Genomic DNA, 14,744 nt, shown 5'->3' on the forward strand with positions numbered 1-14,744 from the left:
TTTAGATGTTCTTTGTTGTCTTGTTAGTAGGAGTTTTCTTTTTCGCCGCGGCCTTCACAGGCTTGGTGGCATCCGCGGGCACCGTCAAGGCCGCGGAAGACAGCGCCAGCCCGTTCGGATAGCGCATGTCGATGGTATCGATGCGGCCTTCCTGCAGCCGGGCGACCAGCTGCGGATAGACCGCGACCAGGCGCTGCACGCGCGCCCGGATGGTGTTCTTGTTCGGCTCGCGTCCCAGTTCCACGCTCATGCCGTTGTCCAGCTTGACCGTCCAGGCGTAGCGCGAGGACAGCGACAGTTCCTGCGGCACCAGCTTGACCGGCGCGAACCAGGCGCGCAGTTCGGCAAAGCGCGCCAGCACTTCCTTTTCGCTGCCGGCCGGTCCGACGAAGGCAGGCAGCTCGTGGTCGTCGTCGGCCTCGGCCAGGTTGGCGGTGAAGACATCGCCCTTCACCGACAGCAAGCGCCCTTCGCCCCAGGTGCCGAGCGGCTCGTGTTCCTCGACCTCGACGATCAGGCGGTCCGGCCATTCGCGGCGCACCGTTGCGCGGCGCACCCAGGGCACGGCCTCGAAATCGGTGCGCACCTGGTCCAGGTCGGTCGTGAAGAAATTCCCGCGCAGCTTGCCGAGCACGCTGTTCCTCACCGTCAGTTCGTTCACGTGCTTGAGCTGCATGCCGTACAGGCTTTCGACACGCACTTCGCGCAGCGTAAACATGGGCCGCTGCGAGAACCACCACACGCTTGAGGCGATCGCAGCCAGCAGCGTCGCCGCCAGCAGGGCGCTGGCGGCGGCGTTGAGGGAGCGTACGTCATGCCACATATGCTTAGCCTTGTGCCTTTACCATCTTGCAGCGCGCCGAGCGCAGGATCTCGATGCACAGGTCTTCATAGCCGATGCCGACCGCGCGCGCCGCCATCGGCACCAGCGAGTGGCCGGTCATGCCGGGCGAGGTATTCACCTCGAGCAGGAACGGCCGCATGTCGCGCTCGCGCACCAGCACGTCGACCCGGCCCCAGCCCTCGCAGCCGAGCGCGCGGTAGGCGTTCACGGCGTGGCGCTGGATCTCTTCGGTCAGTTCAGGCGGCAGGTCCGCCGGGCAGTGGTACTGGGTGTCGTCGGTGAAGTACTTGTTCTGGTAGTCGTAGTTGCCCTGCGGTGCCACGATCTCGACGATCGGCAGCGCGCGCGCGTGCTTGCCGGTGCCGAGCACGGCGACGGTGAACTCGCGGCCGGTGACGAATTCCTCGGCCAGCACGGTCTCGTCGAAGCCCGCGGCCAGCGCCACGGCCGCCTCGAACTGTTCGGCCTGCTCCACTTTCGTGATGCCGATGGTCGAGCCTTCGAGCGGCGGCTTGACGATCAGCGGCAGGCCGAGGTCACGCACGACGGCGTCGAGGTCGTCGCCCGGGGCCACGGTCGCGTAGCGCGGGGTCGGGATGCCTTTCGACAGCCAGATGATCTTGGTCGTGATCTTGTCCATGCCGACCGACGAGGCCATCACGCCGCTGCCGGTATACGGAATGCCGAGCTGCTCGAGCGCGCCCTGCAGGCTGCCGTCTTCGCCGTAGCGGCCGTGCAGCGCGATGAAGACGCAGTCGAATTTTTCCGCGGCCAGTTCCGCCAGCGAGCGCTCGGCCGGATCGAAGCCATGGGCGTCGATGCCACGGCTTTGCAGGGCCTGCAGCACGCCGGTGCCGGACATGATGGAGACGTCGCGCTCGGCCGAGCGGCCGCCGAACAGGACGCCGACCTTGCCGAAATTGGTAATGGTGTCGCTCACGATGAAACCTTTGATTGCGAAGTGGGTTGCTCGGTTAATTTTTGCGGTACGCCGCTGATCGAGCCGGCGCCCATGGTCAGCACGACGTCGCCGTCTTTCGCGACGCGGCGGATCGCGTCCGGCATCTCGGCGATGGTTTCGACGAAGATCGGCTCGACCTTGCCGCCGGCGCGCAGCGAGTGCGCCAGCGCGCGCCCGTCGGCGGCGACGATCGGCGTCTCTCCGGCCGAGTAGACGTCGGCCAGCAGCAGCACGTCCGGCGCGGCCAGCACCTTGACGAAGTCCTCGAACAGGTCGCGCGTGCGGCTGTAGCGGTGCGGCTGGAAGGCCAGCACCAGGCGCCGGCCCGGGTAGGCGGCGCGCGCGGCGGCCAGCGTCACCTCGGTCTCGACCGGGTGGTGGCCGAAATCGTCGACCAGGGTGAAGCTGCCGCCCCCTTGCAGGGCCACCTCGCCGTAGCGGGTGAAGCGGCGGCCGACGCCGCGGAACTCGAGCAGGCCCTGGGCGGTCGCCTCGTCCGCGATGCCGATCTCGCGCGCAATGGCGATCGCCGAGCAGGCGTTCAGGACGTTGTGCATGCCGGGCTGGTTCAGCACGAACTTGGTGTCGGGGTAGCCGGCCTGGCGCACCGTGAAGTGCATGTGGACGCCGTCCGCGTAGGCGTCCAGCGCGCGCACTTGCGCGTCCTCCGAGAAACCGTAGGTCGTCACCGGCTTGGTCACCTGCGGCAGGATCGAACGCACGTGGCGGTCGTCGATGCACATCATCACGCGGCCGTAGAACGGCAGGCGGTGGGTGAAGTGCACGAACGCGGCCTTGAGCTTGTCGAAGTCGTGCTCGTAGGTCTCCATGTGGTCGGCGTCGATGTTGGTGATGACCTCGATCATCGGCGACAGGTTCAGGAAGGAGGCGTCCGACTCGTCGGCCTCGGCGACGATGTAGTCGCCCGTGCCGAGCTTGGCATTGGCGCCGGCGCTGTTGAGGCGCCCGCCGATGACGAAAGTGGGGTCCAGCCCGCCCTGGGCCAATACCGATGCCACCAGGCTGGTGGTCGTGGTCTTGCCGTGGGTGCCGGCAATGGCGATGCCGCGCTTCAGGCGCATCAGTTCGCCCAGCATGATCGCGCGCGGCACCACGGGAATCTGCGCGGCGCGCGCGGCCTTCACTTCCGGGTTCGCTTCGTTGACGGCGGTCGAGGTGACGACGGCGTCGGCGCCGTCGATGTTGTCGCCCGCGTGGCCCAGGTAGACGCGCGCGCCCAGGTCCTTCAGGCGCTTGCTGGCGGCATTGCTCGACAGGTCGGAGCCCGACACCTTGTAGCCGAGGTTGAGCAGCACTTCGGCGATGCCGCTCATGCCGCTGCCGCCGATGCCTACGAAGTGGATGTGCTTGATCTTGTGTTTCATTTATTTGTTCGCCAGTTGTTCGAGCACATGTGCTATTTGCTGATTCGCGTCGCGCTTGCCGACGCCTTGCGCCGCCTGCGCCATCGCCAGGCAGTGCGCGCGGCTGGTCGACTGCAGCAGCTGGGCCACCCGCTGCGGGGACAGTTCCCCCTGCGGCAGGTGCAGCGCCGCGCCCTGCTTGTCCATCCAGACCGCGTTGTCGCGCTGGTGGCTGGTGGTGCTGGCGACAAACGGCACCAGCACGCTGGCCACGCCGGCGGCGGTCAGCTCCGACACCGTGATCGCGCCGGCGCGGCAGATTACCAAATCCGCGTCGGCATAGGCGGACGCCATGTCGTCGATGAAATCGACCACCTTCGCCTCGACGCCGGCCGCGGCATAGGCCGCGCGCAAGGCGTCGATGTTCTTCTTGCCTGACTGGTGGGTCACGATCGGGCGCACATTGGCGTCGATCAGGGCCAGGGCCGCCGGCACGCTGTCGTTGAGCACCTTGGCGCCCAGGCTGCCGCCCACGACCAGCACCCGCAGCGGGCCGCTGCGGCCAGCGAAACGTTCGGCTGGTGCCGGCAGGTCGAGGATCGCCTGGCGCACCGGATTGCCGGTGACGACGGCCTTGCCGGCGGCGGCGCCGAAGTCGGCCGGGAAACCGAACAGCACGCGTGAGGCCATCGGCGCCAGTGTCTTGTTCGACAACAGCAGCGCGGCGTCGGCATTCACCAGGGCCAGCGGAATGCCGCGCATGCGCGCCATCATCCCGCCCGGCACGGTGACGTAGCCGCCCATGCCCAGCACGACGTCGGGTTTCCTTTGGCCGAGATAGCGCAGGCAGGCGGCGAACGAGGCGGCCATCTTGAACACGCCGGTGACGGTATGTTTTACGCCCTTGCCGCGCAGGCCAGAGAAATCGATGCTGTCCATCGGGATGCCGTGTTTCGGCACGAATTCGCGCTCCATGCCGTGCGCGGTGCCCAGCCAGGAGACTTCCCAGCCGCGCTCGCGCATGGTCTGGGCGATCGCCACGCCGGGGAAGATGTGGCCGCCGGTGCCGGCCGCCATGATCATCAGCTTATTTTTTTTCACAGGCTTCAAATCCGCCCTCCCCGCATCAGGACGCGATTTTCGTAGTCGACGCGCAGCAGGATCGCAAGACCCACGCAGTTGATCAGGACGCCCGAACCGCCATAACTCATCAGCGGCAGGGTCAGGCCTTTCGTCGGCAGCAGGCCCAGGTTCACGCCCATGTTGATGAAGGTCTGCACGCCGATCCAGATGCCGATGCCTTTCGCCGTCAGGCCGGCGAAGAACTGGTCGAGGGCGATCGCCTGGCGGCCGATGTCGAAGGCGCGTTTCACGAGCCAGTAGAACATCGTCAGCGTGATCAGGACGCCGATCAGGCCCAGCTCCTCGCCGATCACGGCCATGATGAAGTCGGTGTGCGCTTCCGGCAGGTAGTGCAGTTTTTCCACGCTGTTGCCCAGGCCGACACCGGCGATCTCGCCGCGGCCAAAGGCGATCAGCGAGTGCGTCAGCTGGTAGGCCTTGTCGAGCGCATTGTCTTCCTGCCACGGGTCGAGGTAGGCGAACATGCGCGCGCGGCGGAACGGCGACAGCGCGATGATGGACGAGAACACCACGATCAGGATGGCGCCGATGCCGCCGAACCAGATCATGTTGAAGCCGCCCAGGAACAGGATGCCCATGGCGATGCAGACGATCACGCCGAAGGCGCCGAGGTCGGGCTCGAGCAGGAGCAGCATGCCGACCACGCCGACGGCAAAAGCCATCGGCATGAAGCCCTTGGTCAGCTTGTGCATGTACTGCTGCTTGCGCACCGTGAAGTCGGCGGCGTACAGCACGACGACGATCTTCATGATTTCCGACGGCTGCACCTGGAACAGCTTGAGCGACAGCCAGCGCCGCGCGCCGTTGACCACCACGCCGATGCCGGGAATGAGCACCAGGACCAGCAGGATCAGGGTGCCGACGAACATCAGCGGCGCCATTTTTTGCCAGAAGGCGACCGGGAAGCGGAAAGCGACATACCCGGCCACGATCGCGGCCGCGATGAAGGCGGCCTGGCGGTACAGGAAGTACTCATGGCGGCCCTGCAGGTTGGTGAACTTGGGCGAATCGGGCAGCCCGATCGAGGCCGAATACACCATCACCATTCCGAACAGCATCAGGATCAGCGTGATCCAGACCAGCGGCTGGTCGTAGTCCATCATCTTCGACGGGCGCGCGCGCTCGGCGACCGCATCGGCGGCGGAACCGGAAAACTTGAAGGGCAGCTGGAAGGCCATCAGATCTCCAGTCCCTTGTCGAGCGCGATCTCGCGCACGGTATCGACGAACACCTGCGCGCGGTGCGCGTAGTTGGTGAACATGTCGAGGCTGGCGCAGGCCGGCGACAGCAGCACGCAGTCTCCCGCGCGCGCCAGGCCCGCGGCGCGGCGCACCGCCTGCGGCAGGTCATCCAGGTCGAAGCACGGCACGCCCGACGGCTCGATGGCGGCGCGCACGGCCGCGGCATCCTTGCCGATCAACAGCGCCGCGCGCACATAACGCGAAACCGGTTCGGCCAGCGGCGCGAAATCCTGGCCCTTGCCGTCGCCGCCGGCGATCAGCACGATTTGCTGGTTGTCGCCGACAAAGGCTTTGCCGAGGCCAAGCAAGGCGGCAACCGTGGCGCCGACATTCGTGCCCTTGCTGTCGTCGTAGTAGTCGACATCGTCGATGGTGGCGACCAGTTCGACGCGGTGCGGCTCGCCCGCATACTCGCGCAGGCCGTGCAGCAGGGGCGCGAGCGGCAGGCCGGCGGCGCGGCACAGGGCCAGCGCGGCCAGCGCATTCGAGGCATTGTGCAGGCCGCGGATTTTCAATGCGTCGGCCGGCATCAGGCGGTTCACCGTGATCTCGACAGGCGGCGCGACCTCTCCTTTTTTAAGTTTTTTCTCGACGACTTCCTCGGCCACGGCGGTGGCGAGCCACAGCACGCCGCGCTCGTTGACCAGGCCCATGGCGTGCGGCGCATCCGGCTCGTCGGTGCCGAAGGTCGTGCAGGTCGCGCCGGGCGCGGCCATGCCCATCACGACCGTATCGTCGCGGTTCAGCACGCGGACCGTGTCGGCGCCGAAGATGCGCGCCTTGTCCGCCGCATAGGCGGCCATGTCGCCGTGCCAGTCGAGGTGGTCCTGGGTGATGTTCAGGACCGTGGCCGCGTCCGGGTTCAGGCTGAAGGTCGTATGCAGCTGGAAGCTCGAGAGCTCGAGCACCCAGGCCTGCGGCAGTTTGTCCTCCGCCAGCGCCTCGCGCAGCACGTCGAGCGCGGCCGGGCTGATGTTGCCGGCCACGCGGGTCTCAAACCCGGCGCGACGGCACAGCAGGCCGGTCAGGCTCGTCACCGTGGTCTTGCCGTTGGTGCCGGTGATCGCGATCACTTTCGGCGCATATCCCTGCTCCGCTTTCAAAGCGGCCAGGGCCTGGGCGAACAGTTCGATCTCGCCCCAGACGGGGATGTTCTTTTCCCGGGCGGCCGGGGTGACCTGCGCCAGTTCCTTGTTCGGCGCCAGGCCCGGGCTGACGGCGACGAAGTCGACGCCTTCCACCAAGGCAGCAGCGAAGTTGCTGCCAGCGTCGCCGGCCACGAACTCGGCATCCGGCACGGCGGTGCGCAGCGCCGGCAGGCGCTGCGGCTCGCTACGCGTATCGGCCACGCGCACGCGCGCGCCGCAACGGGATAACCATTGCGCCATCGCCAGCCCGGATTCCCCGAGCCCCAATACCAGTGCGAGTTTGCCTTCGTAGTTCATTCGATTACCGCAGTTTCAACGTGGACAGGCCGACCAGGACCAGGACCATCGTGATGATCCAGAAGCGGACCACGACCTTGGTCTCCTTCCAGCCCTTTTGTTCGAAATGGTGGTGCAGCGGCGCCATCAGGAACACGCGGCGCCCCGCGCCGTAGCGCTTCTTGGTGTACTTGAACCAGGTGACCTGGATAATCACGGACAGCGTCTCGGCGACGAACACGCCGCCCATGATGAACAGGACGATTTCCTGGCGCACGATGACGGCGATGGTGCCGAGCGCGCCACCGAGGGCGAGCGCGCCGACGTCGCCCATGAACATCTGCGCCGGGTGGGCGTTAAACCAGAGGAAGGCCAGGCCCGCGCCGCCCATCGCGCCGCAGAAGATCAGCAGTTCGCCGGCGCCGGCGATGTGCGGGATGAACAGGTATTTCGCGAACGCGGCGTTACCGGTGAGATAAGCGAACAGGCCCAGCGCCGCCCCCACCATCACGGTCGGCATGATCGCCAGGCCATCGAGGCCGTCGGTGAAGTTGACCGCGTTCGAGGAGCCGACGATGACGCAATAGGTCAGCGCGATGAAGCCCCACACGCCCAGCGGGTAGCTGATGGTCTTGAAGAACGGGACGATCAGGTCGGCTTTCGGCGGCAGGTCGAGCGAGAAGCCGGACTGCACCCAGGCCCAGAACAGCTGGCCGACTTCCCACGGCGTCGGCGCCGAGACCGAGAACGCGAGGTACAGCGAGGCGGCGATGCCGATCAGCGACATCCAGAAGTATTTTTCGCGCGAGCGCATGCCTTCCGGGTCCTGGTAGACCACCTTGCGGTAGTCGTCGACCCAGCCGACGGCGCCGAAGCCGAGCGTGACGACCAGCACCGGCCAGATCAGGCGGTTCGACAGGTCGCACCAGAGCAGGGTCGAAAGAGCGATCGAAATGAGGATCAGCACCCCGCCCATGGTCGGGGTGCCGTGTTTTTTCAGGTGGGTCTGCGGACCCTGGGTGCGCACTGCCTGTCCGACCTTCATCTCGGTCAGCTTGCGGATCACGGCCGGACCGGTGAACAGGCCCAGCGCGATCGCGGTGATCGTGGCGCCCACGGCGCGGAAGGTAATGAAGTTAAAGACACGCATCGGACCGATATAGTCCTGCAAAAATTGTGCAAGCCAGAGAAGCATAGTTAGTGGGCGTCCTTGCCAGTGTTTGTGGAACCAATCAGGTGATTGACCACGCGTTCCATCTTCATGAAGCGCGAGCCCTTCACCAACACAGTTGCATCAGAATTGCCGCCCAGTTGCTTGTCCAGTGCTGCCAATAATGCTTCAAACTGCTCGAAATATTGCGCGCCGCTGTTCGCGAGGTGGCGCGACAGCTCGCCCGTCGCCAGCACCGTCTCGATGCCGCGCGCCTGCGCGTAGGCGCCGATCTCCTCGGTGAACTCGCGGCCCTGCGTGCCGACTTCGCCCATGTCGCCGATGACGAGGAAACGCGGCGCCGGATAGGCCGCCAGCACGTCGATCGCGGCGCGCATCGAATCCGGGTTGGCGTTGTAGGTGTCGTCGATGACGGTCGCGCCGTTGGCTGCCTGCTTGCGTTGCAGGCGCCCGCCGACCGGTGCGAAACCTTCCAGCCCGCGCACGATCGTGCCCGGGGCGATGCCGGCCGCCAGGGCGCAGGCGATCGCCGCCAGCGCGTTGCGCACGTTGTGCTCGCCGGCTGCGGCCAGTTTCACCTCGAAACTGGCGCCTGGGGCCGTCACTTTCAAATTGTTACCGAATCCGGAACTGGTCCAGCTTGCGCGCACGTCGCAGCTGTCATGCAGGCCGAAGGTCAGGCTGCGGCAGTGCGCCGCCAGTCCCTGCCACAGGCCGGTATAGGTGTCGTCGCCCGGGTAGACGGCCACGCCATCGGGCGGGAGCGCGGCGAAGACCGAACCGTTTTCCTGCGCCACCGCTTCCACGGTGTGCATGAATTCCTGGTGCTCGCGCTGGGCGTTGTTGACCAGGGCGACGGTTGGCTGGGCGATCGCGGCCAGGCGCGCGATCTCGCCCGGATGGTTCATGCCCAGTTCGACCACGGCCGCGCGATGCGCGGCGTCGAGGCGCATCAGCGTCAGCGGCACGCCGATCTCGTTGTTCAGGTTGCCCTGCGTGGCCAGGCGCGCGTCAAGCCCGAAGGCGGCGGCCAGGATCGCGGCGATCATTTCCTTGACGGTGGTCTTGCCGTTGCTGCCGGTGACGCCGATCACGGGAATGTCGTACTGGCGGCGCCAGCTGTTGGCGATGCGGCCCAGGGCGGCCAGGGTGTCCGGCACCACCAGCGCCGGCAGGGTCCAGCCTTCGGGCAGGCGCTCGGCCACCACGGCTGCGGCGCCGTTGGCGGCGACCTGCGCCAGGAAGTCGTGGGCATCGAAGGTTTCGCCGCGCAATGCGACGAACAGCGCGCCGGCTTTCGCCGTGCGGCTGTCGGTCGAGACACTGTCGAACACGGCATCGGCGGTGACGCTGCTGCCTTCGACATATGTCTGCAATTGTGCGAGCGAGCCGCGCATCAGTGAGTCCTCATCATGGTAAGCCGCGCGCTCAGGGCCAGCGCGGCGTGGTCGGCGTCGGAAAACGGCATCTTCTTGCCCTTGATTTCCTGGTAGGGCTCATGGCCCTTCCCCGCCAGCAGGATCACGTCCTGTTTGGCGGCATTCTTCACGGCCGACAGGATGGCGGTGGCGCGGTCTTCGATGGCCTGCACGCGCGAACGCGGGTGCTGCTGGTCCATGCCGGCCACGATCTGTTCGACGATCGCGCCCGGTTCTTCGCTGCGCGGGTTGTCGCTGGTGACGATCACCTGGTCCGCCGCCTGGGCGACGGCGCCCATCTGCGGGCGCTTGCCCGGGTCGCGGTCGCCGCCGCAGCCGAACACGCACCACAGCTGGCCGTGGCGCTCTTCGGCCACCTGGCGCAGCGCGTCCAGCGTCTTTTCCAGCGCGTCCGGCGTGTGCGCGTAGTCGATCACGATCAGCGGCGCGTCCTGGCCGCCGAGCTGCTGCATGCGGCCCGGGGCCGGCACCAGCGTCTCGATCGCCTCGACCGCCTGCTTGAGCGGCGCGCCCTTGGCCAGCAGCGCGCCCAGCACGGCCAGCGCATTGCTGATGTTGAAGTGGCCGACCAGCTGGGTCTTCACCAGGGCGTTGCCGAGGGTCGATTCGAGCTGGAATTCGGCGCCCGCCGGGCGGCTGCGCTTGTGGGTGGCGCGCAGGATGGTGACGCCCTCGATCTCGGGCTGGCCGGCCGCATCGTTCAGGGTGTAGCCGGTGATCGACAAGTCGGAGGACAACCCGGCGCTTGCCTTGTCGCGCAGTTGCGCGACAAGGCGCGCGCCGGCCGGGTCGTCGAGGTTGATGACGGCGTGCCTGAGTTCCGGCCAGGCGAACAGTTTCGCCTTGGCCGCTTCGTAGCTGGCCATGTCGCCGTGGTAGTCGAGGTGGTCGCGCGTCAGGTTGGTAAAGATCGCGACGTCGAAATGCATGCCGGCGGTCCTGCCCTGCTCCAGCCCGATCGACGAGACTTCGATCGCGAGCGAGCGGGCGCCGGCTTCGCGCACGGCCGACAGGCGGCTGGCCAGCAGCACCGCGTCGGGCGTGGTGTAGCCGGTCTCGATGAACTCGGCGCCGTCGCGGCCGTCGCGCGGCTTGAACATGCCGACCCCGAGGGTGCCGATGACGGCGGCGGTCTCGCCCAGTTTCGCGAACGCCTGGCCGAGCCAGTAGGCGCAGGAGGTCTTGCCGTTGGTGCCGGTGACGCCGACGGTGAACATGTCGAGGTCGGGCTGGCCGAGACAGGCGTGCGCGATCGGCCCGGCCTTCGGTTTCAGGCCGGGCACGGCCAGGTGCGGCAGCGCCAGGCCGTCATCCCAGGCGAAGTCGGTGTCGTCATAGACCACGGCGGCGGCGCCGGCGTCGACCGCGGCTTGAATATAGCGGCGGCCATCGCCGGCGTCGCCCGGATAGGCGAAGAAGACGTCGCCGGGCGTGACCTGGCGCGAGTCGGAAACGAGTTTGCCGCCCGGTGCGGCGGCAACAATCCATTGGCAAATGTCGTGCATAGTGTGCGCCATCACGGGCTCTCCTCGAGTGGCTCATCGGCAATGATGATGTCGGTGACCGACGAATCCGGCGGGACGTTCGCCGCCCGCAGCGCATTCGCAGCGAGGTCCGCGGCGGTCGGCGCCGCGACGCTTCCGCCTGTTCTCAGCGCGCCGCGCGGGTTGTCGATCATGACTGCGATGATGAAACGGGGCTTGGACATCGGCGCGATGCCGACGAAGTAACCGATGTTGTCGGTACGCGAATAACGGCCGTTGACCAGTTTCTCGGCGGTGCCGGTCTTGCCGCCCACGCGGTAGCCGGGCACCTGGGCGCGGGTGGCGGTGCCGCCCGGACGGACCACGGATTCGAGCATCGTGCGCACCTGGGCAGCCGTCTTCGGCGAGATCACCTGCTGGCCGACCGGCTCGGCGTCGACCTTCACGAACGACAGCGGGATGATGTCGCCGTTACGCGCGAAGATCATGTAGGAACGCGCCATCTGCAGCAGCGACACCGACAGGCCGTGGCCGAAGGCCATGTTCGCGTATTCGATCGGCTTCCAGGATTTCCACGGACGCACGCGGCCGGCGGTCGGGCCGGGGAAGCCGAAGCGCGGCGCCTGGCCATAGCCCACCTTGGTGTACAGCTCCCACATCTGCTGCGGCGGGATCAGCTGCGCGATCTTGACGACGCCGATGTTCGACGACTTCTGGATGATGCCGCTGGTGGTCAGCATGGGCTTCGGGTGCATGTCGCGGATCGGGCGGCCGCCGACGACCATGCGGCCGGCGCCGGTGTCGAACACGGTATCCGGGGTGATGCGCTTCGTTTCCAGGCCGAGCGCCACGGTCAGCGGCTTGATCGTCGAGCCGGGCTCGAAGGTGTCGGTGATCACGCGGTTGCGCAGCTGGGCGCCGGTGAGCTTCTTGCGGTCGTTCGGGTTATAGGTCGGGTAGTTGGCCATGGCCAGCACCTCGCCCGTGTGCACGTCGAGCACGACGGCGCCGCCGGCTTCGGCGTTGAACTTCTCGACCGCGTTCTTGACGCTGGTGAATGCGATGTATTGCAGCTTGCTGTCGACAGACAGGGTCAAGTCCTTGCCGTCGTGCGGCACGCGCACGATGCCGAGGTCCTCGACCACGCGCCCGAGGCGGTCCTTGATCACGCGGCGGCTGCCGGGGGTGCCGACCAGCGTCTTCTGCTGGGCCAGCTCCATGCCCTCCTGGCCGACGTCTTCGACGTTGGTGAAGCCGACCATGTGGGTCATGACTTCGCCCTGCGGGTAAAAGCGCTTGTATTCCTTGCGGGTGTCGATGCCGTTGATCTTGAGCTTCTCGATCTTGGCGATGATGTCCATCTCGACCTGGCGCTTGAGGTAGACGAAGGTGCGGTCCGAGTCGAGCTTCTTGCGCAGCTCCTGTTCCGGCATCTCGAGCAGGCGCGCCAGTTCGGTGATCTTTTCGGGCGGCGAGGCCAGCACGTCCTCGGGCAGCGCCCACACGGCTTTCACCGGCAGCGAAGAGGCCAGCACCTGGCCGTTGCGGTCCATGATCTTGCCGCGCGTGGCCGGCATGTCGAGCGTGCGCTCGTAGCGGCTCTTGCCCTGCTTTTGCAGGAAGCCGGTCGACATCGCCTGCAGCCAGACGGCGCGCACGCCGAGCGCGGCAAAGGCGGCGAACAGCACGAACAGCATCACGCGCGAACGCCAGTCGGGCAGGCGCACGGCCAGCACCGGGCTCTTCGAGAAAGCCATGCCTTTCGACGCGGCGACGCGGCCGCTGCCGTTGTTGCCACTGAACGGCTTGTCGCGCTTCATGGCGCGCCCTCGGTCAGGTACTGGGTGCGGGCCGGCGTGAGCGGCGTCATGTTCAGTTCGGTACGAGCGATCTGTTCGATGCGCTCGTTCTTGCCGAGGGTGGACTGGTCCAGCTGCAGCTGGGCCCAGTCGATGTCGAGCTGGCGCGTCTGGCTCTGCAGCCGTTCGAGCTCGGTGGTCAGGTGGCGCACCTGGTAGCGCGCGTTAACCAGGGTCAGGCCGCAGGCGATCAGGCCGGCCGCCAGCATGATGTTGAGCTTGTTGCTACTCATCGAGCCGCGTCTTTCAAGCGTTCGGCCACGCGCAGCACCGCCGAGCGGGCGCGCGGGTTGCTCGAGACTTCCGCCTCGGACGGCTTGATCTTGGCGATCAGCTTCATCTGCGGCTGCGGCAGGTCGACGGCGCGGATCGGCAGGCGGCGGTCCGGCTGCGGCACCTTGGCTTTACTGGCCAGGAATTGCTTGACCATGCGGTCTTCGAGCGAATGGAAACTGATGATAGACATGCGCGCGCCGAGACTGAGCATCGCGTAGGCGGCATTCAGCCCAGCCTCGAGGTCCTCAAGCTCTTTATTGATGAAAATCCGGACAGCCTGAAAGGTGCGGGTGGCCGGATCCTTGCCCTTTTCCCGAGTCTTGACCGCGTCTGCCACGATTGCGGCAAGCTGTCGTGTGCTTGAAATTGGTTCGACTGCCCGGCGAGCAACAATCGCCTTTGCAATCTGAAAAGCAAACCGTTCTTCCCCATAATCGCGTATTACCTTTTCCAGTTGTTGTTCGGTCGCCGTGGCAATCCATTCGGCGGCCGAGATTCCTCGGGTCGTGTCCATCCGCATGTCGAGCGGGCCGTCGTTGCGGAAGCTGAAGCCGCGCGCGGCGTCGTCCACCTGCGGCGACGAGATGCCCAGGTCGAGCAGGATGCCGTCGACGCGGGCGATGCCCAGCGCCGCCAACTGCGCGCCCATCGTGGCGAAGCTGTCATGGACGATCGAAAAACGTGGGTCGGCGATCTGCCCGGCCGTGGCGATGGCCTGCAGGTCCTTGTCGAAGGCGATCAGGCGGCCCTGGGCGCCCAGGCGCGACAGGATCAGGCGGCTGTGGCCGCCGCGGCCGAAGGTGCCGTCTATATAAATACCGTCGGCGCGCGGGCCGGCCAGGTCGAGTCCGTCGACCGCTTCGTCAAGCAGCACCGTGCGATGCAGCAACTCTGGCACCGGTTTGGCAATCGTCATCGGTGCCTCAGAAAGAGAAATTGGAGAGTACATCGGGCATGCCGCCGGCCACGGCTGCGGCTTCGTCGGCGGCCAGCTTGGCGGCGTCCCAGATTTCGAAGTGGGTGCCCATACCGAGCATCATCACTTCTTTTTCCAGGCCGACGGCGGAGCGCAATTCGGGCGAGATCAGGACGCGGCCGGCGCTGTCGAGCTCGACATCGCAGGCGTTACCGAGGAAAATGCGCTGCCACGCACGGGCAGACATCGGCCAGGCCGCGATCTGGTCGCGGTGGGTTTCCCAGACCGGGCGTGGAAAGAACAGGAGGCAGCCGTGCGGGTGGCGGGTAAGCGTGAGGCGGCCTTCGCATTGCAGCGCGAGGGCGTCACGATGCTTTGCCGGTATTGACATCCGGCCTTTCGCATCGAGATTGATCGCTGACGCGCCTTGAAACACGTAGGTACCTAGCTTGGGAGAAGTTATCAGTTGGTTGTTTTGCGCGCCCGGGAGACCTGAACTTCTCCCACAAAACTGCACTTTTTCACACTGTTTCCCACTTTAGAGGAAGCGTTGTTACTGGTCAAGCGAATTCCAGTAGGAAAAACCCGAATTTTGCTAATGAAATGAAGGACTTAGCACGCT

At 66.3% G+C, this 14,744-nt stretch carries 13 protein-coding genes; all 13 read right to left on the reverse strand.

Going from position 1 to position 14,744, the window contains the following annotated elements:
- Position 1: 1 nt before the first annotated feature.
- The 13 genes from ACFPAH_RS22705 to mraZ are packed head-to-tail and all read right to left on the reverse strand — an operon-like array spanning position 2 to position 14,558.
- Positions 2-823 carry a cell division protein FtsQ/DivIB gene (locus ACFPAH_RS22705; RefSeq protein WP_379749875.1) on the reverse strand — a complete coding sequence of 274 codons (822 nt, stop codon included), beginning with the start codon at positions 821-823 and terminating at the stop codon, positions 2-4.
- Between the two features lie 4 nt (positions 824-827).
- Positions 828-1,784: a D-alanine--D-alanine ligase gene (locus ACFPAH_RS22710; RefSeq protein ID WP_379749877.1), complete on the reverse strand. Its 957-nt coding sequence runs from the start codon at positions 1,782-1,784 to the stop codon at positions 828-830.
- The gene (murC, locus tag ACFPAH_RS22715) at positions 1,781-3,190 is read right to left on the reverse strand and encodes a UDP-N-acetylmuramate--L-alanine ligase (protein WP_379749879.1); all 1,410 of its coding nucleotides are present in this window, start codon (positions 3,188-3,190) and stop codon (positions 1,781-1,783) included. Before murC ends, ACFPAH_RS22710 begins: the two co-directional genes overlap by 4 nt.
- Complete coding sequence (gene murG / locus ACFPAH_RS22720) at positions 3,191-4,279, reverse strand: undecaprenyldiphospho-muramoylpentapeptide beta-N-acetylglucosaminyltransferase (protein WP_379749881.1); 1,089 nt, start codon at positions 4,277-4,279, stop codon at positions 3,191-3,193.
- Positions 4,276-5,490 (reverse strand): putative lipid II flippase FtsW, encoded by a 1,215-nt coding sequence (ftsW, locus tag ACFPAH_RS22725; protein ID WP_379749883.1) that lies wholly within the window; start codon positions 5,488-5,490, stop codon positions 4,276-4,278. Before ftsW ends, murG begins: the two co-directional genes overlap by 4 nt.
- The gene (murD, locus tag ACFPAH_RS22730; RefSeq protein ID WP_379749885.1) at positions 5,490-6,998 is read right to left on the reverse strand and encodes a UDP-N-acetylmuramoyl-L-alanine--D-glutamate ligase; all 1,509 of its coding nucleotides are present in this window, start codon (positions 6,996-6,998) and stop codon (positions 5,490-5,492) included. Before murD ends, ftsW begins: the two co-directional genes overlap by 1 nt.
- Positions 6,999-7,002: 4 nt before the next feature.
- The gene (mraY, locus tag ACFPAH_RS22735) at positions 7,003-8,172 is read right to left on the reverse strand and encodes a phospho-N-acetylmuramoyl-pentapeptide-transferase (RefSeq protein WP_379749887.1); all 1,170 of its coding nucleotides are present in this window, start codon (positions 8,170-8,172) and stop codon (positions 7,003-7,005) included.
- A gap of 2 nt (positions 8,173-8,174) precedes the next feature.
- Positions 8,175-9,545, reverse strand: coding sequence for a UDP-N-acetylmuramoyl-tripeptide--D-alanyl-D-alanine ligase (locus ACFPAH_RS22740; RefSeq protein WP_379749889.1), 1,371 nt, complete (start codon positions 9,543-9,545; stop codon positions 8,175-8,177).
- A complete protein-coding gene (locus ACFPAH_RS22745) occupies positions 9,545-11,104 on the reverse strand; it encodes a UDP-N-acetylmuramoyl-L-alanyl-D-glutamate--2,6-diaminopimelate ligase (RefSeq protein ID WP_379749999.1) in 1,560 nt (519 codons plus the stop codon). The genes ACFPAH_RS22740 and ACFPAH_RS22745 overlap by 1 nt, the downstream gene beginning before the upstream one ends.
- The gene (locus ACFPAH_RS22750) at positions 11,104-12,891 is read right to left on the reverse strand and encodes a peptidoglycan D,D-transpeptidase FtsI family protein (protein WP_379749891.1); all 1,788 of its coding nucleotides are present in this window, start codon (positions 12,889-12,891) and stop codon (positions 11,104-11,106) included. Before ACFPAH_RS22750 ends, ACFPAH_RS22745 begins: the two co-directional genes overlap by 1 nt.
- Positions 12,888-13,163 (reverse strand): cell division protein FtsL, encoded by a 276-nt coding sequence (gene ftsL / locus ACFPAH_RS22755; RefSeq protein WP_379749893.1) that lies wholly within the window; start codon positions 13,161-13,163, stop codon positions 12,888-12,890. Before ftsL ends, ACFPAH_RS22750 begins: the two co-directional genes overlap by 4 nt.
- Positions 13,160-14,143 (reverse strand): 16S rRNA (cytosine(1402)-N(4))-methyltransferase RsmH, encoded by a 984-nt coding sequence (rsmH, locus tag ACFPAH_RS22760; RefSeq protein ID WP_379750001.1) that lies wholly within the window; start codon positions 14,141-14,143, stop codon positions 13,160-13,162. Before rsmH ends, ftsL begins: the two co-directional genes overlap by 4 nt.
- A complete protein-coding gene (gene mraZ, locus ACFPAH_RS22765; protein ID WP_379749895.1) occupies positions 14,130-14,558 on the reverse strand; it encodes a division/cell wall cluster transcriptional repressor MraZ in 429 nt (142 codons plus the stop codon). The genes rsmH and mraZ overlap by 14 nt, the downstream gene beginning before the upstream one ends.
- Positions 14,559-14,744 lie beyond the last annotated feature (186 nt).

The sequence above is a fragment of the Massilia sp. GCM10023247 genome, from assembly GCF_042653325.1.
In the GTDB taxonomy this organism is placed as follows: Bacteria; Pseudomonadota; Gammaproteobacteria; order Burkholderiales; family Burkholderiaceae_D; genus Telluria.

What these genes read in the sequence shown, in the direction of transcription:
- ftsW (WP_379749883.1), bottom strand. Translation starts at nt 5,490, where the DNA reads ATGGCCTTCCAGCTGCCCTTCAAGTTTTCCGGTTCCGCCGCCGATGCG.
- ftsL (WP_379749893.1), bottom strand. Translation starts at nt 13,163, where the DNA reads ATGAGTAGCAACAAGCTCAACATCATGCTGGCGGCCGGCCTGATCGCC.
- ACFPAH_RS22705 (WP_379749875.1), bottom strand. Translation starts at nt 823, where the DNA reads ATGTGGCATGACGTACGCTCCCTCAACGCCGCCGCCAGCGCCCTGCTG.
- ACFPAH_RS22750 (WP_379749891.1), bottom strand. Translation starts at nt 12,891, where the DNA reads ATGAAGCGCGACAAGCCGTTCAGTGGCAACAACGGCAGCGGCCGCGTC.
- murD (WP_379749885.1), bottom strand. Translation starts at nt 6,998, where the DNA reads ATGAACTACGAAGGCAAACTCGCACTGGTATTGGGGCTCGGGGAATCC.
- ACFPAH_RS22740 (WP_379749889.1), bottom strand. Translation starts at nt 9,545, where the DNA reads ATGCGCGGCTCGCTCGCACAATTGCAGACATATGTCGAAGGCAGCAGC.
- mraY (WP_379749887.1), bottom strand. Translation starts at nt 8,172, where the DNA reads ATGCTTCTCTGGCTTGCACAATTTTTGCAGGACTATATCGGTCCGATG.
- murC (WP_379749879.1), bottom strand. Translation starts at nt 3,190, where the DNA reads ATGAAACACAAGATCAAGCACATCCACTTCGTAGGCATCGGCGGCAGC.
- ACFPAH_RS22745 (WP_379749999.1), bottom strand. Translation starts at nt 11,104, where the DNA reads ATGGCGCACACTATGCACGACATTTGCCAATGGATTGTTGCCGCCGCA.